Source organism: Mycolicibacterium cosmeticum, assembly GCF_000613185.1.
In the GTDB taxonomy this organism is placed as follows: domain Bacteria; phylum Actinomycetota; class Actinomycetes; order Mycobacteriales; family Mycobacteriaceae; genus Mycobacterium; species Mycobacterium cosmeticum.
In genome coordinates, this window is the sequence record NZ_CCBB010000003.1 from 1,403,823 (window position 1) to 1,421,668 (window position 17,846).

A 17,846-nucleotide genomic window follows, 5' to 3' on the forward strand; every position below is an offset into this window, starting at 1 on the left:
CGACTGAAACGGCGCTGAGGTGCGCTGAACCCGACCTCAGCGCCGTTCAGCCGGGTCTCAGCAGCCGCCCTCGACGCTGTGCGCCGTGAGCACATCAGCCGAAGAACCGACCCCACAGCACAATTCACTCGCCGACACCGGTGCACGCGGCGCACCCGCACAGCCATCGCCTTCGCCAGTGCGCTGGGTGATGCGCAAACTGCCCCACGTCACCGCGCTGTTCTGGGCGCTCAAGATCGCCGCCACCACCCTGGGTGAGACCGGCGGTGACCTGCTGGCCCAGACCCTGCACGTCGGCTATCTCGTCAGCACCGCGATCTTCCTGGCCGCGTTCCTGGTCGCCGTGATCTGCCAGCTCAAGGCTGGCCGGTTCCACCCCGCTGTGTTCTGGACCGTGATCGCCCTGTCCAGCACCGCCGGCACCACCCTGTCGGACCTGATGAACCGCACCGGCGGCATCGGCTACACCGGCGGCGCTGCCATCCTCACCACCGGCCTGGCGGTCGTCTTCGTAATCTGGTGGCGCAGCGGGCAGACCCTCGACGTCGAGAACGTCGCAACGCTGCGCGGCGAACTGCTGTTCTGGGTAGCCATCCTGTTCTCCAACAGCCTGGGCACCTCCAGCGGCGACTTCCTCGCCGACAGCGTCGGACTCGGATTCCGCGACAGCGCAATCCTTCTCGGCATCGTGATGCTGGCACTACTTGCCGCACACTACTTCACCCGCATCAACGCCATGATCCTGTTCTGGATCGCCTTCATCCTGACCCGCCCCCTGGGCGCCACCCTCGGCGACTTTCTCAGCAAGCCCCGCGACCACGGCGGATTGCAATGGGGCACCATGTGGACCTCAGCGGCGCTGCTGGCGGTACTGATCGGTCTGATCGTCTACCAGATCGTTCACATCCGGCGCCACCCGCTGACGCCGCTACCCGAACCCGTTCACCGCCGCACCGGGGAACCCCAGCAACCCAATGGCGACCTCATCACCATCGGTGCACGATGACCGGGTGTTGGCAGGCGCCACGCACCACCGGTCGGCGATGCCTTCGAGAAAGGTGCCGTGATGACGACTGAAGGAACGATCATGTCGGAGCGCTTGTCCCACATGGGATGTCCTTCCGATCGGCGTCGGCAGTCACTCGGGTGTACCCGCCGCGTCTACATCGGTAGCGCGAACACGGTGTCGGCGGCGACGAACGCGGCGACCGCGATCAACGCGATGGCGAAACCGCGCGTCAGAGCAGTGGGCGAAATGCGTTCGCTGATGCGCGTGCCGAAGAACGATGCGGCGATCGCGGCCACGGTGAACGGAAGCACCACGTGCCAGTCGACGGTGATGGATCCGATGCGTTCGGCGAAGGCGCCGGCGGTGGTGATGACGATGATCACCAGTGAGGTTCCTACGGCGACGGGCATCGAGAAACCCAGTGCGAGAACGAGTGCCGGCACGATGAGGAATCCGCCTCCCACGCCGAGGAATCCAGTGAGGAACCCGACGACAAGCTCCACGGCAAGCACCCGCGCGATCCGGGCCGCGGCGCGGGTCCGGTTACCGGTGCGGGTGAGCGTGGTGGTGCCACCCGAACCCTGTTGCCCGCCAGACGGTTCGGCGACATCCGGCTCCGCGGCGGTGCGCCGGGTCCGGTAGAGCATGGCGCCGGCGGCCAGCAGCATCACCACCGACAGGGCCACCATGAGTAGATCCGGGTCGGCGGCGCGGTTGGCGATCGACCCGCCGACCGCCGTCACCGAGGCGACGACGCCGAAGATCGCGGCGGCCTTCCAGTCGACGTGACCGGCGCGGGCGTGGCCGATGGTGGCGGTCAAGGCGCTCAGTCCCACGATGATCAACGCCGCGCAGGTGGCTGCGTGCGGGTCCATATGCAGCAGCGACACCAGCACCGGGACCGTCAGGATGGATCCGCCGCCCCCGAGGGCGCCGAGACACAGTCCGATGACGGCTCCGGCGGCGAGTGCGATGAGCAGCGACGCCATGTCAGGCCACCGTGCCGGGGGTGCCGTCGTCGCGGATCAGGGGATGACCGGCCTCGACCCAGGCCTTCATGCCGCCGTCGAGGTTGACCGCGTCGACGCCGGCGCCGACGAGTGCGGCGGCGGCCTTGCGGGACCGGTTGCCCGAACGGCACGTCACGACCACGGTGCCGGGCCCGGTGAATGCGCTCGCGTCGAGGTCGCCCAATCGGACGTGTTCGGCGTCGGCGGCGTGACCCGTCGCCCATTCGTCGTTTTCTCGTACGTCGAGTAATCGCACGTCGTCGCGGGTGAGCATGGTGATCGCGCGGGTCACGTCGATGTCGGGTGCTTCGCTGGGCATGGCTGCTCCCTCTCGACGACCGAGTCGTGCCGGCGGTTGCGCACGGTGCGGTACGCGCGCCAACCGTGGTAGTAAATGTACGTACATCCGGATGAGCGAGCAACCCGTGCTACGGTGGCCGTCATACCCCTGCGGGTATCTCCACCCCTGCCTCAAACCCCGTGAAGGAGCTGTTTCCGATGCCGACTTCGAATACCGCAGCCATGATCGACCCTTCGGAACTCGACGCAATGCTGACCTCGAGTGCTCCGCCGCGCGTGCTGGACGTCCGCACGCCGGGTGAATTCGAGACCGTTCACATCGGCGGTTCCTACAACGTGCCGCTGGAGCTGTTGCGCGAGCATCGCGACGACATCGCGCGTCATCTCGATGAGGATGTGGTGTTGGTGTGCCGGTCGGGCCAGCGCGCCGCGCAGGCCGAGGAGACTCTGCGCGGGGTGGGTCTGCCGAATCTGCACATCCTTGATGGCGGGATGACGGCGTGGGAGAGTCGCGGCCTGGCGGTCAACCGGGGTCGGGAGCGGTGGGAGTTGGAACGTCAGGTCCGCCTGGTGGCCGGGTCCATCGTGTTGAGCAGTGTGCTGGCTAGCGTCGCCGCCCCGAGACTGAAGTGGGTCGCCGCGGGCATCGGCGGCGGTCTTACCTTCGCCGCGGTGTCCAACACCTGCGCGATGGGCATGATGCTGGCCAAGCTGCCCTACAACCGCGGCGCGTCCTGCGACGCAGAGACGATCGTCGCCCAGCTGTCGTCGCGCCGCTAGCGCTGTACACGAAAGGTCCTGTCCATGAGGTTCATTCAGTACTATCTCGACTGCCTGTCCCACGCGTCGTACCTCATCGGCGACGAGACGACGGGGCGGGCGGTGGTGGTCGATCCGCAGCGCGACGTGGCCGAGTACCTCGCCGACGCACAGCAGCACGGTTTGAGCATCGAACTGGTCGTCGAGACGCACTTCCACGCCGACTTCGTCTCGGGCCACCTGGAGTTGGCCGATGCGACGGGTGCGGCCATCGCGTACTCGTCGGCGGCCGACACGCAGTTCGCGTCGACGGCCGTCGAGGACGGCGATCGCTACCCGCTCGGCGACGTCGTCCTCGAATTCCGGCACACTCCGGGACACACACCGGAATCGATGTCGGTGGTCGTCTTCGAGCACGCCGATGCGGTCGCTCCCTACGGTGTGCTGACCGGTGACACGTTGTTCATCGGCGACGTGGGCCGCCCCGACCTGTTGGCATCGGCCGGCTTCACCGGCGAGCAGTTGGCCGGCATGCTGTACGACTCAATACAGGCCAAACTACTCACCCTGCCCGACGCAACGCGGGTCTTCCCGGCCCACGGGGCGGGATCCGCGTGCGGCAAGAACCTGTCTACGGAACGCAGCTCGACGATCGGCTGGCAGCGCAGGACCAACTACGCACTGCGCACGACCGACAGGGACGCGTTCGTCCAGCTGGTCACCGAAGGACAGCCACCCGCCCCCGGCTACTTCTCCTACGACGCCGCGCTCAACGGCCTGCAACGCGGGCTGCTCGCCGAAGCCGAACCCCCCGCGCCCATGACCTACGACGAGATGCACGCGGCGACGGCCACCGGCGCCGTGCTCCTCGACGGGCGCGGCCCCGAGGAGTTCGCGCGAGGGCACCTGCGCGGTTCGATCAACGTCGGTCTCGACGGTCGCTACGCGCAGTTCGCGGGCTCGGTCCTGCGACCCGACGTCGACGTCGTACTGATCGTCGAGCCGGGTCAGGAGCGTGAAGCCAAGAACCGCCTGGCGCGCATCGGATTCGACCGCGTCATCGGGCACCTCGCCGACCCCGACCGCGCGATGATCGAACATCCCGGCGACGTCGAAGTCGCCTCACGACTGACCGCGGACGCCGTCGCGCGCCGCATCGCCGACGGCGCCGGCGTCCAACTCGTCGACGTCCGCAACCCCGGCGAGACGGCCGACGGAGTCATCGAGGGAGCGCTCACGATCCCGGTGGGCGAGTTGCCCGACCGCATCGGGGAACTCGATCTGACCGCGCCCACCGTCGTCTACTGCGCAGGGGGATACCGCTCCTCGGTCGCCGCCAGCGTGTTGCGCCGGTACGGCGCGACCGACGTCAGCGACGTGCTGGGCGGATTCGGTGCGTGGCGGGAGTGCGCGGCCGCCGAGTCAGCCGCTCAATGACAGGGCGTCCGACGTCAGGAACCGGTAGCCCTCGGTGGGGGAGAAGCGGGCGCTGACGGTGAACCGATCCGCGCGAATCAACGTGTGCCGCAACTCGACTGGACGCTCGTCCACACAGCTGAGGCGACGGATCGCCAGCGCGGCGCAGCGCTCGTCGAGTGCCAGCAACTCGGCCTCGCTCGGCTCCGGGACCACGGCGGTGATGTCCTCGCGGCCGCCCGTCAGCCGGACGCCGCAGCGCGCCTCGAGCTCGATGTAGAGCGCGGTGTGGGTGAAGTCGGCCTCGAGCAGCGGCTCGGCGATCTCGGAGGGCAGCCAGGCGAAGTCGAGCGCGAGGGGGTGCTCGCCGGCCATGCGCAGACGTTCCAGGTACACCAACGGCGCGTCGGAGGGCAGTTCCAGCGTCTGCGCCACGGTCGGATCGCGCCGGATGTCGAGGACTCGCACGACGCTGTGCTGCGAGACGCCGGTGGCCTCGACCGCCGCGAACAGGCTGTACAGCGCGCCCAGCGGCTGTTCGATGACCGGGATGTCGGCGAGCCGGGTGGCTCGCCCCCGCTCGGCGATCAACACCCCGGCGTGCCGCAGATGGCGCAGCGCTTCACGTATCGTGTGCCGGCTCACGCCGTAACTCGTGGTCAGGGAGTGCTCGCCGGGAAATCCCTCGGTGAACTCCCCGGCCTGGATGCGCGCCAGCAGATCGGCGTGCACCTGCGCCCACAGCGGCAGGGCACTGTTGCGGTCGACACGCGCCGACAGGTCATCCTCCGCGACCATCACGGCCTCCTCGCCACCATCTCACCGTCCATTGTCACGCGCACTAGTGCGTTACCGCCCGTGACACGCTAGCCTAGGCGGATGTACGTACATCCCTACAAGTTGGGATTGTCGTGGTCGATCCCGCCGATGCGCTCGTCGAGCAGCGTCGCGATGGGGACGCGCACATCCGATTCGAGACTTCAGGAGGTCGAACAGTGACTGCAGTGGGACATCAGATCGTCGTCGTCGGCGGTGGCAACGCGGGCGTGTCACTCGCCGCGCGGCTTCGGCACGCGGGCGTCAACGACATCGGCGTCATCGAACCCTCCGACACGCACTACTACCAACCGCTGTGGACGCTGGTCGGCGGCGGATGCGTCAAAGCCGACGCCAGCGCACGGCCGCAGGCGTCGGTGATGCCGCAGGGGGTGGGGTGGATCAAGGATCGGGCCTGTGAGATCGACCCGGAGAAGCAGCGCGTCACCACCGAGGGCGGGATCACAGTCGGCTACGACCACCTCGTCGTGTGCCCCGGCATCCAGCTCGACTGGACCGCCGTGCCCGGTATGGCCGAATCGCTCGACTCGCCGGCCGTGTCGAGCAACTACCGCTACGACCTGGCGCCCAAGACCTGGGAGCTCATCAAGTCGATGCGCTCGGGCACGGCGATCTTCACGATGCCCTCGGGCCCGATCAAATGCGCCGGCGCGCCGCAGAAGATCGCCTACCTGGCCGCCGACTACTGGCGACGCCAAGGCGTGCTGTCGAACATCCGCGTCGTGCTCGTCCTGCCGACGCCGGGCATGTTCGGGGTCAAGGAGTTCTCCGACGAACTCGAACGCGTCGTCGCGCGCTACGGAATCGAAGTGCACAAGAACAGTGAGGTCACCACCGTCAACCCCGGCACCCGCACGGTGACCGTCACCGACAACTCCGCCGACACCACCAGCGAGATCGGCTACGACATGCTGCACGTCGTCCCACGCCAATCGGCGCCCGACTGGATCAAGTCCAGCCCGCTGCGCGCCGCCGACAATCCGGGCGGCTACGTCGACGTCGACAAGAACACCATGCGGCACAACCAGTTCGACAACGTGTTCGCGCTCGGCGACGCCGGCTCGACGCCGAACTCGAAAACCGGTGCCGCCATCCGCAAACAGGCGCCCGTGGTCGCCGCCAACCTCGCCGACAGCATGGCCGGGCGCCCACTCTCGGGGTCCTACGGCGGCTACGCATCGTGTCCGCTGACCACCGCACGCGACAAGATGCTGCTCGCCGAGTTCGACTACACCATGAAACCGAGGCCTTCGATCCCCTTGATCGACACCACCCACGAACGTCGAGACATGTGGCTGCTCAAGCGATACGGGTTGCCGGCGATGTACTGGAACCTCATCCTCAAGGGGCGGGCGTGACCACCGCACCCGCGCCGAGAACGGCCACGGCGTGGAACGACTACTACGCCGCCACCGAGCACCCCTACTGCTGGGCCGCCTACGGCCCGCTGGTCACGCTCGCCGCCGCGATGCCGGTCGGTCGCGCCGTGGATCTGGGCTGTGGGTGCGGCCGGCACGCCCGCGCGCTGGCCGATATGGGTTGGCACGTCGAGGCAATCGACTACTCGGCAGCCGCCATCGAGATCGCCCGCGGCGGCGGGGACACCGACCTCATCGACTACCAGCTCGCCGACCTGTGCTGGTGGCACCCCCACACCCCCGTCAGCCTCGTCCTCGTCGCCTACCCGACACTCCCGCCGAACGCGCTGAACGCCGTGCTCACCCGTGCCGCCGGATGGCTAACCCCCGACGGGGCGCTGATCTACGTCGGTGACGAACTCACCGACGCCACCCGCCTCGTGCTGAACATGCACTTCGCCGGCGGCGACGAATCCGCTTCACCCACCGGCGGTTCGATGCTGGTCAGCTGTCACCCTCTCGGCTTCGCGCTACCGCAACCCGATGGCGACACGACCGGTGCGGCCCTCGCGGCGGTTTGACCTATACCTACGGGGGTATTTGATACACGTGGCCAACGCCACTCGGGCGGCCCGACACCTAGAAGGTGAACACGCGGTGATCGCTGACGACGATTCAATATCTCTGGTGCTCAACAGGTTACGAAGGGCACAGGGTCAACTGTCCGGCGTGATCTCGATGATCGAGCAGGGTCGCGACTGCAAGGACGTGATCACGCAGTTGGCCGCGGTGTCGCGCGCGCTGGACCGCGCCGGCTTCAAGATCGTGGCCACCGGGATGCGGCAGTGCCTCACCGGCGAGACACCAGAGGGAGCCGAACCGTTGACCGAGGCCGAACTGGAGAAGCTCTTCCTGGCACTGGCCTGATCAAAGATTCCACGACCTCAAGGAGGACGCACCATGTCGATGGCGATATCGACCACAATCGAGACCTCGTTCGCCGAGGCCGTCGACAAGACCCGAGAGGCGTTGTCCGATCAGGGTTTCGGCGTACTGACCGAGATCGACGTGACCTCGACACTGAAGCAGAAGCTCGACGAGGACATGGAGGACTACCTGATCCTCGGTGCGTGCAACCCACCGCTGGCCCATCAGGCACTCGGCGTGGACCGCCAGATCGGCCTGCTGCTCCCGTGCAACGTCGTCGTCCGAACCGACACCGACAACCCGGGCTCGGTACACGTGGAGGCAATGGACCCGCAGATCATGGTCCAAGTCGCCGAACAACCCGACCTGCAACCGGTCGCCGACGACGCCGCCACACGCCTGCGCGCCGCCATCGCCGCGCTCACCGACTCGCCGTGACAAGCCCAGACCGTCATGCCAACACCACGCGACCATGACGATCTCCCTAGCCCTGCTGTTCGGAGCGCTCATCGGCGTCCTACTGGGCCTTTTGGGCGGCGGCGGATCGATCCTGGCCGTACCGGCGCTGGTCTACGCCGTCGGACTGGACATGGAACAGGCGATCCCGGTGTCGCTCATCGTGATCGGCGTCGCCTCCGCGGTCGGAGCACTCCCGAAGATCCGCGTCGGCCACGTCCAGTGGCGCCTAGCCGCGGTTTTCGCCGCGGCGGGCATCCCGGCCACGTTCGCCGGGGCGGCGATCGGATCACACCTTCCGCAGTCGGCGCTACTGCTCGGATTCGCCGCGCTGATGGTGCTCGCCGGAATCCGCATGCTGCGCGACGACGGCCCCACCGGGACGGCATGCGACACCGACGGCGGGATCGACTGGCGACGCTGCGCCCCGCGCTCCATCCCGGCCGGTCTGGCGGTGGGACTGCTGACCGGACTGTTCGGCGTCGGAGGCGGATTCCTGATCATCCCGGCACTGGTGCTGATGCTCGGGGTCGACATGCCGATCGCCGTGGGCACCTCACTGCTCATCATCACCGCGAACTCAGCCGCCGGAGTGGTTTCGCACCTGCACGGCCTGCACATCAACTGGGCGATCGCCGCGGCGTTCGCCGGAACCGCCACCGTCGCCTCGCTCATCGCCGGCCACCTGGGCACCCGACTCAACACCGACCGGCTGCAACGCTGGTTCGCCCTGCTGGTCTTCGCCGTCGCCGCCTTCGTCGTCATCGACACCCTCTGGCTGCGATGACATACGACATCAATTCCCAGACAACACCTTTCAACTGGAGGAGCGCACCATGGACGTGACCATCATCGACACCTCGGGCCTCGGAGATCGCAGCTACCTGGTCAGCCAGGACGGAGTCGCCGCGGTCATCGACCCCCAGCGCGACATCGACCGCGTCACCGCCCTCGCTGCCGACCACGACGTGACCATCACCCACGTCCTGGAGACCCACATCCACAACGACTACGTCACCGGCGGCCTGGAACTCGCCCGCACGGTGGGCGCCGAATACGTCGTCGCCGCCGACGACGACGTGGCCTACGACCGACGCCCCGTCGCCGACGGCGACGTCGTCGACGTCGGCCCGTTCAGCTTCCAGGTGATTCACACCCCCGGACACACCCACCACCACGTCAGCTACGTCCTGCAGGACGGGTCCGGAACCCCCGTGGGGGTGTTCTCCGGCGGATCGATGCTGCACGGCACCACCGGACGCACCGACCTGATCGGCGACGAGCACACCGAAGAGCTGACCCGCGCGCAGTTCCACTCCGTGCGCCGCCTCGCCGCCGAACTCGCCGACGACGTGCAGGTCTACCCGACCCACGGGTTCGGCAGCTTCTGCTCAGCCAGCCCCGCCAGCGGCGACAGCTCGACGATCGCCGAGCAGCGCGACACCAACCCCGCACTGACCAACGATGAACAGACCTACGTCGACGAACTGATCGCCGGCCTGTCGGCCTACCCCGCGTACTACGCGCACATGGGCGTCATCAACGCCGACGGCCCCACCCCGGTCGACCTGTCCCTGCCCGACCCCGTCGACGCCGCAGAGCTGCGCCGCCGCATCGACGCCGGTGAATGGGTGGTCGATCTGCGCAACCGCACCGCCTTCGCCGCCGGGCACCTCGCCGGCACGAAGGGCTTCGAACTGTCCACCCAGTTCGTTACCTACCTGGGCTGGCTCTACGCCTGGGGCGCCCCGCTGACCCTCATCGGCGAGGACACCGACCAGATCCTCGACGCCCGCCGCGAACTGTCCCGCATCGGCGTCGACAACGTCACCGGATCCGCCACCGCAGATATCCGGACCTTCGCCGAGGAGACCCCGCTGTCCTCGTACCGTGTTGCCGACTTCGCCGACCTCGCCGAGGTGCACGGCGTCGACGACCTCACCGTCCTCGACGTCCGGCAGGCCGGCGAATTCGCCGACAGTCACGTCGCCAAGGCGATCAACATCCCGCTGCACGAACTGATCGCCCGCCTCGACGAGGTGCCCCGCGGACAGGTCTGGGTGCACTGCGGGTCCGGCTATCGCGCCTCGATCGCCGCATCGCTCATCGAATCCGCTGACCGCACCGTCGTACTCGTCGACGACCAGTTCGACAACGCCGCAGTCGCCGACCTCACGCGATGTGCAAGTGGCGCCACCCGCTGACACCGCTACCAGAACCCATCCACCGCGGTGCCGGGGAATTCAGGAACCCAACGGCGAAATCATTACCATCGGTGGGCGATGACCCGTGTCGGCAGGAACGGCGTCCACTCATACGAGCGGCGGCGGCAAGCCGCACAGACGGTGCACCGCGGCCAAACCCTGCGGTGATCCGGCCCAATGCGCCGACAAAGCGTCCGGGCCGGCGCGACGCACCACCGAACGCAACACCACTGCGACCACGATCACATCGTCGGCAACACCAAGCACCGGCACGAAATCCGGAATCAGATCGAACGGCACCGCCAAGTACGTCAGCCCGAGCAGTAGCCGCAACCGAACCCCCCGAGGGAGCGTCGAATCGAATGTCAACCGTCTCAGCAGCCGAAGGACGTCCGGCAGCAGCCGCAAGACCTCGCGACCAGCCACACCATCCGGTTTCATCGCCAGCAGAGCGATCAGCATGCCCAACCACAACAGCCCCACGCCGGCCGCGCCGCCAAGCAGCACCGACCATCCGTCGACGCTCGTCAACGGCGTTCCCGTGCTGCAGTTTTCGTGAGACCTACCCAGGCCTCGGCGTGGCGTGCGGCCAGATAACCGGCCCAGTCACTCTTGGCGTATTTCGCCCACCGCGTTGCGGTGACGATGTCGATGCCCAGCAGATCGGACACGACAACGGCAGGTAGTTCTGCGGCGAGTCCGACGAGGGCGGTGTTCCTGCCGCCCCGGATCGTCAAGCCGCTTCGTTTGAGTCTCTTACCGAATCCGCCCGCGTCGACCGAGCGGTGCGGAGTCCGTCCGGGGAAAAGCAGTCGATCGGGCGCCAGCGATTCGGGCAGGGTGCTACGCCGGCCCGCACGCGGCAGCTGAGCGAGCAGTTCGGCGAGCCGGGTCGGGAGAAATAGTTCGTGATCCTTCAGAACGAGATACGTGGCGCCGTCTATGACACGAAATTGGTTGTGGCGCAACGCCAAAACGCGCGTTGTGCTGATGCCGTAGAGGAGTATGAGTGCGCCGGCGGCCCGCAGGTCGACGTCAATCGCCTCGTCAGTGAGGCACCGCTGAAGCTGCTCGAGGTTAACTGACTCCTCGATGAAGATCGACGGCGGGCGGGGCCGAATGGCCGAGGCTGAAATGCCGCGCGTGAGGCGACGTTGGGCCGTCCACTGCAGGAAGGGCCGGATCTCGCGTTGTCGCCAGTTGCCGTGAGCGAGCCAGCGGTCCACGTCGCCCTGGTCGACCGTGTCGATGGTGCGTCCGCGATCCTCGATCCAGGCGAGGAATTCCATTGCGACACATACCCGGAAGCGAAACCGCGCGGCTCCGGATTTCGTCAGTGGCCGGCGTGCGCGGCGGATCCGGTGCAGGAGGCACCACTCCGCGTAGTTGCGGACGACCCGCGCATGGTGATGCGGTTGGTCTGCGAGGTGGCGCTCCAGCCAGGGGCCCAGTCGGCCGAGCTCGTCGTTTCGCGGCGGCAGAATCTCGGTCCTGACCAGGATCTCGCGAATGTAGTTGACATGACGGCCAGGCGCCTGGGCGTCGAGGGCAGCGTGGGTGACGGGTTCGCCCGTGGAAGCTAGATCGCGAAGGAGGTCCGCGGCGGTGCTGCCGTTCAGCCAGACGGCGACACTGCGAGGGTCCGGGGCAGCCCGCAAAGCCTCTAGGAGTGGCTGCAATGAGCCTGGGACACTCCCGCTGGGACCGCGCAGTGCGTCCGCGAGCAGGTCGGCGGTGACGCAGCGGCTGCATCGACCGTCGACCTGGACTCCGGGCTGCGCGCATTCACGGCAACGGTAGTCCAATGTCGTCCCGACGCACGGTCCGCAGATGCGCCCGCCACTCTCGTCGAGGCCGATCAGCACCGCGACGTCACGGCACTCGGCACACGGCTGCGGATAACTCTTCGCCTTCTTCGAGCAGGGTGGGCATATCGGGCCGGCGGGCCAGTGATTGGCGACGGCGCGCTCCCGATGACAGAAGGCGCAAGGTGACGACGGTGTCGATGATCGTCGTCCCCTGTAGGTTCCGGTTCGCACGCCATGGCACGCACCGCACAGGTGCGGGCCGAGCACGCTGCCACCTTGTCGTCGACGTACGACACCACAGAGCCCACAGGTCCATGACATCCTGATCCGCGCATAGCAGCCGTTGCACAGCGCACCGTCGTCGGTGATGCATTGGGCGGGTCGCTCCCGTCCGCAGCCGATGCAGGTGTGCGTGGGACGCGGCGCGCAACCGGGGCACAGGACACCACCGTCGGACAGGCGGCGGGCGCGAGCCCGGATCCTTCCGCACTTGCTGCATTGCCTGTGTGACAACGGATCTCGACTGAAACAGGTCGAACACACGGTTCCGTCGTGAAGATGGGTGCGTGAACTCACGGACAATCTGCCGCAGCGCACGCAGGTGAAGGGATTGTTGCGGCGTGCGCACTGCCCGCAGATGCGTCCGCTCGGGCCGGTTCCGCTCAACGTCACACGGCGATGACACTGCGTGCAGGCCGGCGGGGTAACTGCGGTGTGCCCGGCGGCGACGAGCAGATGGGAGAGGCGCATCACCGCGCGGGGGCAGGACGCGTCGGGGGCCTGAATGCCGTGGGGCGCCGCGGCAAGATAGGTGTCGACGGCGTTGAGCGTCTTGGGCTTGTGGATCCCGGCGTCGCGCAGTAGTCGTTCGGCCGTCGCACGGGTGATGTCGGGCAGGTCGCGCATCAGCCGTTCGATCACGCGTGTCCACGCTTCGGGGCGAAAGTCGGCTGAACCCTTCATGTCGTGTGCTTCGGCCGGCGGACGGTTGTGCGCCGCACGGTGGGTGCCGGGGGCGCAGCGTCACCGGCGGTCTTTCTTGTCACCGATTGGTTGACCGTCTCGATTTCGATGAGGTCGTTGGGCGTGCAGTCCAGGATGTCGCACAGAGCAGCGAGCACGTCCATGGACAGCCGCTGCGGCGGCTGGGTTACCAGCCGGAAGACCTGCTCTCGGGACAGCGCGATGCCCCGTTCGGCCAGCAGCGGGACCAGCTCGGTGGTCTGGAACAGCCCGTGTTGGGCCATCATCGTCCGCAGATGCCACTGGTGGCCCATCTTCTTGATCACGACTCGTCCTCCACGGTCAGGCCGCGTTTGGCCAGGGCGTCGCGCAGCAGGCGGTTGCGGTACTCGTCGGACACGTGGCTGTAGATCGAGGTGGTGCTGGCGTAGGCGTGCCCGACCTGGTCCTGCACGAAGCGCTCGGGATAGTCGAACTCGGTGAGATGGGTGACATACGAGTGCCGCAGTGAATGCAGGTCCAGTTCGCGGGGGAGTTCAGCGGCGGTGCGGGCGGCAGTGAAGGCGTCGTTGGCGCTGCGCTTGGACAATCGGCCAACGCGTTCGGTGATCCACATCGCCGGATGCCGGGCGGGTTGAAAGCACGGCCGAACCTCGCCCAGGTAGTGCTCGAGGACCTCGATGATCCAGTCCATCTCGGGCACCGTGAGCACGGTGCGACGTTTCGGCGTGTTGCCACGGGATGCCTTGCCGTGGCGTACGAACACGCCGCCAATTTTTCCGAAGTCGGGCAGCTTGGGATTCGAACGCAGATCGGTCACATCCAATCCCACGACCTCCTGGCGGCGTAAGCCGAAGGCGTACACGGTCTTCAGCATGGCGGCGTCCCGCAACGCCGACAGAGCGCCCTTGCGATGCTGCCGCCGAGCCTGATCGACCAATCCGTCGGCGGCGTCGAACAGCTGCTGCACTTCGTCGTAGCTCAACGGACGCCGGCCCGGCTTGCCCTCGAACTCCGTGACATGGGTGACGGTGTTCCACTCGTGCAGGATTTGCGCCGGCACCGCGCCGAAGCGCTCCAGGCACAGGGTGGCCCAGCCGTACCGCCCGTCGGTGATGAACCCGCAGAACAATCGCAAGGCGTTCTGGTAGCCGCGAATCGTCGAATCCGCCTTCGGCGAGTCTCCGGACAGCAGATGAGTGAAGAACGCGTCCGCGTCATCAGCGGCCCACTGCCACGGATAGGTTCCGGTGAAGTCACCGAAACGTCGCACCACACTGGCTCGCGCCAGAATCGTCGGCGCCTTGCACACCCGCGCCCGCTGCTGATCGGCCCAGCCCGCCAACATCGCCCGAAACACGGCCGCTTCCGGATCCAGCGGTGAGACTCTCGCCACCAAGGACAGCCCCGCCGACCCGGGCAATTCGGAACTCACCCGATAGTTGTATCAAACGCAACATTGTTGCGCCAGGCCCAAGTGCGCTGGTGGAGTGGGACGAGACCACGCCATCCGTGGTCAGCGGTACGCTCATTGTCAGGCTTTACGCAAGATTCGGTTCACGTACTGTGTTGCAACAGATGCAATTCCGCTCAGGCTCTGCTGAAGATGTAGTGCTGGGTGAGGCTCCAATCGCATCCGCCGTATTGCACCGGCCATGCGGGCGCGGCCCAGCCCCGGCCGTGCAAGATCCGCTGCCATTGCATGCTGGCCTCGTGGTCGCTGTACACACTGGTCATCAGCCGACCCGCGCGCTGTAGTTCGGGGGTGAGCTCGGCGGCGAGAAACTCGCGCACCTCGTCGCGGAAGGCGGAATCCGCCGCCGACCAACTCAGATCCATCCTGTCCGCCTCTCCGTCGGCTATCTAACTACGTAATATAACTGCCGCCTCGGCGCGGTCGGGCCGATGGGTTCGAAACGAGGTTTCACCCGGGCTTTCCGGATCGTGTGGTGCTATCTTCATGACGTTGCCGCGGTCCACGCTGGCAAACCCCCTCGATCCCTTGCGTGGACCGCGGCTCCGTTATGTGAAAAAGGGTCGGCGCACCATGGCGCGGCCCCGATCGGGTACTTTCACATGTGTTGATTACGGGGACGGCCGCGATGCTCGGGGCCATCCGACCTCATCGCCACTGTTGCTCAAAGCCAATTGCGTACGCGGCGATCGAAATTGAGCAACTGTGAGGACGCTAACGAGAAATGTGGGACGACGAAGTTGCGGTGCTGGCCGTCGGCGCGGGCCCGGGTGGCCAGGCCTACGCGGCCGTGGCTGCGGACGCGGGGCTTGACGTCCTGATCGCCACCCCGCCGTCCGGCCCGGCCGCGCCGCCGGCAGGACGAGGATGGCTCCCGGTCGCCGACGACCCACTCACCGAGGAGTACCTGTCCGAGCTGACGGCGGGCGTGACCGTGCCGGCCGAGCCCGCCTCGGCCGACCTGACCGTCCGGGCCGTGCACACCACACCCCGCCCACGCTCCGGTAAGGCCGTGGTGCAGACGTTCGACGGGGCGCAGTTGCCGGTATGGGCCGCGACCTGCCTCGCGTCACCTTACGGTGCCGTGCTCACCACCGTCGATCACTGGCCGGCGACCCGGCGCACACGGGACGGACGTTCGGTCGGCGTGGCCACGCTCGGCGGGGCGGACGGTCGTGCGGTCTCGGACTGGCTCGCCGATGCGGTGCGGGAGCGGGACATCGCCGTGCTCGGCGACGCGGCGCTGCGGAGGCTGGTGTTCGAGGACGGACTGGCGGTGGGCGCGGTGTTCGACACCCCCGACGGTGAGTACGCGGTGCACGCCCGGCACGGGCTGGCGTTGGCACCGGCCCGCGTCCCGGCCCTGCCCGCGGTGCGGGCATCGGCCGAGACCGAGTTCGCGCTCGTCGGCCTGGCCGGGAGTCGCTTCGTGCGGCTGGAACTGGTGCACACCGAGGACACGCCCGGCTAAGGCCGCAAGCCCGTCGAGAAATCCACCGGAACACTGCGTTGGCGCAGTAACGACTCCATCGCGTCGCTGGAGATCGGGCGGGACAGCAGAAATCCTTGCGCGCGATGGCAGCCGTGCCGCAGCAGTGTCACCGCGGCCGAATCGGTCTCCACCCCTTCGGCGATCAACTCCAAACCGAAGGCTTCGGCGAGTGCGATGATCGCGCGGACGATGGCCAGATCACCGGGGCTGGCGCCGAGATCCTGAACGAAACTCTTGTCGATCTTGATCGCGTCCACCGGCAGGGATTTGAGCAGCGACAACACGCTGTAGCCGGTGCCGAAGTCGTCGATGGCCACCTGCACACCCACGTCGCGCAGTCCGGCCAGGGTGATGCGGGCGGTCTCGATGTCCTGCACCACGATGCTCTCGGTGATCTCCAGGCACACCGAGCTGCGCTCCAACCCGAACTCGTGCAGGATGCCGGCCACCGATTCCACGAAGCCGTCACCGACGAGCTGGACCGGGGACACGTTGATCCGCAGCACCGTGTCCTGACCCAACCCGTTGGCCTGCCACCGCGCGAAATCGGCGCACGCGGTCCGCATCACCCAACGGCCTAGTTCGCCGGCGAGGTTGATGGACTCGGCCACCCCGATGAACGAGTCGGGGGACAGCAAACCACGCGTCGGATGCTGCCACCGCACCAGCGCCTCGGCGCCGAGGATCCGTCCGGTGCGCATATCGATCTCGGGTAGATAGCGCAGGAACAGCGCACCGGTCTCCACCACGTTCTGCAGATGCAGCTCGATGTCGTTACGGAATTCGGTCTCCAGCTCCATCGTGTGGGAGAACACCGCCACCTGGTTGCCGCCGGTGCTCTTCGCGGTCAGCACGGCCTGATCGGCTCGCCGCAGCAGGTCCGACGTGGTGTCGCGGCCGGGGACACCGAGCGCAACACCGATGCTCACGGTGCGCGTGAGCATTTCGCCGTCGATGGGTACGCGTTCGCGCAACACGGCCTGCAACCGGTAGGCCAGGTCTTCCGCCTCCGCGGCGGTCATCACGGCGTCCGGTACCACCACGAATTCGTCACCGCCGAGGCGCGCGATCATGGCGGGGCCGACCGCTGCGGCCAACCGCTCGGCCAGCGCCCTGATGAACCGGTCGCCCGCGATGTGCCCCAGGTAGTCGTTGATCGCTTTGAGCCTGTCGAGATCGAAGAACAGCGCCACCACCGGACCCGGCCTGCCGGTCCGCAGTCGCTCGTCCAGATGTGCGGTCAGGGCACGGCGGTTGTGCAGTCCGGTCAGATCGTCGTGCTCGGCCAGGAACCGCAGTCTGTCCTCGGCCTCGGTCCTGGCCTGCACCTGGGCGAACAGCGAGGCGATGGCCATCAGGGCGTTGAGTTCCTCGTCGCTCCACTCCCGGACGCCGACCTTGACGAAACCCAGCACCCCGGTGGTCACTTCGCCGGACAACAACGGCACACAGGCCATCGAGGTGGTGGGGATGTGCCGGCCCGACTCGATGGTGCGCTGGTAGTCCAGGGTCTTGTTGGGGTCGAATACCGCGGGTTTTTTGAGGGATTCGGCGAGTTTGAACACCGGGTCGGCGTCGGCGAAGTAGATCAGCGCGAGCGGATCGGGCCCCTCGCCTTCGGGTCTGGGCGGCCACTCGGCGACCAGCCGGGTGGCATGGATGGCGTGGTCGTTGTGTCGCAGGAAGCTGAAGTCGACGTCGAAATACTCGACCAGTTGGGCAAGAACCTGCCTGCTCATCGGGATGGCGGTCGCCGAGTCGACGGCGATCAGCCGAGTCGCGACCGCTGTGACGAGTAACTCCAGACTGGGTCGCGGCACCTCTACCTCTTGT

Annotated in this window: 18 protein-coding genes and 1 pseudogene; 10 read left to right on the top strand and 9 right to left on the bottom strand. The window is 67.2% G+C overall.

What is annotated here, in order from left to right; translation table 11 throughout:
- Window positions 1-190: 190 nt before the first annotated feature.
- Entirely contained in the window at window positions 191-1,006 is an 816-nt protein-coding gene (locus BN977_RS25950; RefSeq protein ID WP_036404459.1) for a COG4705 family protein, read from the top strand.
- Between the two features lie 155 nt (window positions 1,007-1,161).
- On the opposite strand, the gene BN977_RS25955 is transcribed toward BN977_RS25950, so the two are convergent.
- Together BN977_RS25955 and BN977_RS25960 are read right to left on the bottom strand one after the other, a co-directional pair.
- The gene (locus tag BN977_RS25955) at window positions 1,162-1,998 is read right to left on the bottom strand and encodes a sulfite exporter TauE/SafE family protein (RefSeq protein ID WP_024451161.1); all 837 of its coding nucleotides are present in this window, start codon (window positions 1,996-1,998) and stop codon (window positions 1,162-1,164) included.
- A 1-nt stretch (window position 1,999) separates the two neighbouring features.
- Complete coding sequence (locus BN977_RS25960) at window positions 2,000-2,338, bottom strand: rhodanese-like domain-containing protein (protein WP_024451160.1); 339 nt, start codon at window positions 2,336-2,338, stop codon at window positions 2,000-2,002.
- A 179-nt stretch (window positions 2,339-2,517) separates the two neighbouring features.
- On the opposite strand from BN977_RS25960, the gene BN977_RS25965 reads away from it, so the two are divergent.
- Window positions 2,518-3,099: a rhodanese-like domain-containing protein gene (locus BN977_RS25965; RefSeq protein ID WP_036404460.1), complete on the top strand. Its 582-nt coding sequence runs from the start codon at window positions 2,518-2,520 to the stop codon at window positions 3,097-3,099.
- Window positions 3,100-3,123: 24 nt separating this feature from the next.
- Window positions 3,124-4,515, top strand: a complete 1,392-nt coding sequence (locus tag BN977_RS25970) for an MBL fold metallo-hydrolase (RefSeq protein WP_024451158.1) — start codon at window positions 3,124-3,126, stop codon at window positions 4,513-4,515.
- On the opposite strand, the gene BN977_RS25975 is transcribed toward BN977_RS25970, so the two are convergent.
- Window positions 4,501-5,292 carry a GntR family transcriptional regulator gene (locus tag BN977_RS25975; protein ID WP_036402588.1) on the bottom strand — a complete coding sequence of 264 codons (792 nt, stop codon included), beginning with the start codon at window positions 5,290-5,292 and terminating at the stop codon, window positions 4,501-4,503. The genes BN977_RS25970 and BN977_RS25975 overlap by 15 nt on opposite strands.
- Before the next feature lie 197 nt (window positions 5,293-5,489).
- Here BN977_RS25975 and BN977_RS25980 point away from each other — a divergent pair, with 197 nt between their 5' ends.
- The 6 genes from BN977_RS25980 to BN977_RS26005 all read left to right on the top strand — a co-directional run bounded on the left by BN977_RS25980 (window position 5,490) and on the right by BN977_RS26005 (window position 10,276).
- Window positions 5,490-6,689, top strand: a complete 1,200-nt coding sequence (locus BN977_RS25980; RefSeq protein ID WP_036402589.1) for an NAD(P)/FAD-dependent oxidoreductase — start codon at window positions 5,490-5,492, stop codon at window positions 6,687-6,689.
- On the top strand, window positions 6,686-7,270 hold the full coding sequence (locus BN977_RS25985; protein ID WP_024451155.1) for a class I SAM-dependent methyltransferase: 585 nt from the start codon (window positions 6,686-6,688) through the stop codon (window positions 7,268-7,270). Before BN977_RS25980 ends, BN977_RS25985 begins: the two co-directional genes overlap by 4 nt.
- Before the next feature lie 76 nt (window positions 7,271-7,346).
- Window positions 7,347-7,616, top strand: a complete 270-nt coding sequence (locus BN977_RS25990) for a metal-sensitive transcriptional regulator (protein WP_024451154.1) — start codon at window positions 7,347-7,349, stop codon at window positions 7,614-7,616.
- Between the two features lie 33 nt (window positions 7,617-7,649).
- Complete coding sequence (locus tag BN977_RS25995; protein WP_024451153.1) at window positions 7,650-8,054, top strand: DUF302 domain-containing protein; 405 nt, start codon at window positions 7,650-7,652, stop codon at window positions 8,052-8,054.
- Window positions 8,055-8,088: 34 nt separating this feature from the next.
- Complete coding sequence (locus BN977_RS26000; RefSeq protein WP_024451152.1) at window positions 8,089-8,859, top strand: sulfite exporter TauE/SafE family protein; 771 nt, start codon at window positions 8,089-8,091, stop codon at window positions 8,857-8,859.
- 49 nt (window positions 8,860-8,908) lie between these two features.
- Window positions 8,909-10,276: an MBL fold metallo-hydrolase gene (locus BN977_RS26005; RefSeq protein ID WP_024451151.1), complete on the top strand. Its 1,368-nt coding sequence runs from the start codon at window positions 8,909-8,911 to the stop codon at window positions 10,274-10,276.
- A 108-nt stretch (window positions 10,277-10,384) separates the two neighbouring features.
- Here the strand turns inward: BN977_RS26005 and BN977_RS26010 are convergent, their stop codons facing one another.
- The 5 genes and pseudogenes from BN977_RS26010 to BN977_RS26030 all read right to left on the bottom strand — a co-directional run.
- The gene (locus BN977_RS26010) at window positions 10,385-10,738 is read right to left on the bottom strand and encodes a DUF1232 domain-containing protein (protein WP_081664299.1); all 354 of its coding nucleotides are present in this window, start codon (window positions 10,736-10,738) and stop codon (window positions 10,385-10,387) included.
- Between the two features lie 65 nt (window positions 10,739-10,803).
- Complete coding sequence (locus tag BN977_RS32070; protein WP_046872855.1) at window positions 10,804-13,047, bottom strand: hypothetical protein; 2,244 nt, start codon at window positions 13,045-13,047, stop codon at window positions 10,804-10,806.
- Complete coding sequence (locus BN977_RS26020) at window positions 13,044-13,373, bottom strand: helix-turn-helix domain-containing protein (RefSeq protein WP_024451147.1); 330 nt, start codon at window positions 13,371-13,373, stop codon at window positions 13,044-13,046. Before BN977_RS26020 ends, BN977_RS32070 begins: the two co-directional genes overlap by 4 nt.
- Window positions 13,370-14,482: a tyrosine-type recombinase/integrase gene (locus tag BN977_RS26025; RefSeq protein ID WP_024451146.1), complete on the bottom strand. Its 1,113-nt coding sequence runs from the start codon at window positions 14,480-14,482 to the stop codon at window positions 13,370-13,372. Before BN977_RS26025 ends, BN977_RS26020 begins: the two co-directional genes overlap by 4 nt.
- Window positions 14,483-14,643: 161 nt before the next feature.
- A pseudogene (locus BN977_RS26030) lies at window positions 14,644-14,886 on the bottom strand (acyl-CoA dehydrogenase family protein); the annotation flags it as partial.
- 359 nt (window positions 14,887-15,245) lie between these two features.
- Between BN977_RS26030 and BN977_RS26035 the strand changes: the two are divergent.
- Window positions 15,246-15,992 (top strand): FAD-dependent oxidoreductase, encoded by a 747-nt coding sequence (locus tag BN977_RS26035; protein ID WP_051561912.1) that lies wholly within the window; start codon window positions 15,246-15,248, stop codon window positions 15,990-15,992.
- Here BN977_RS26035 and BN977_RS26040 read toward each other — a convergent pair.
- Window positions 15,989-17,833: a bifunctional diguanylate cyclase/phosphodiesterase gene (locus BN977_RS26040; protein ID WP_036402597.1), complete on the bottom strand. Its 1,845-nt coding sequence runs from the start codon at window positions 17,831-17,833 to the stop codon at window positions 15,989-15,991. The two genes, BN977_RS26035 and BN977_RS26040, sit on opposite strands and share 4 nt — an antisense overlap.
- Between the last annotated feature and the right edge of the window lie 13 nt (window positions 17,834-17,846).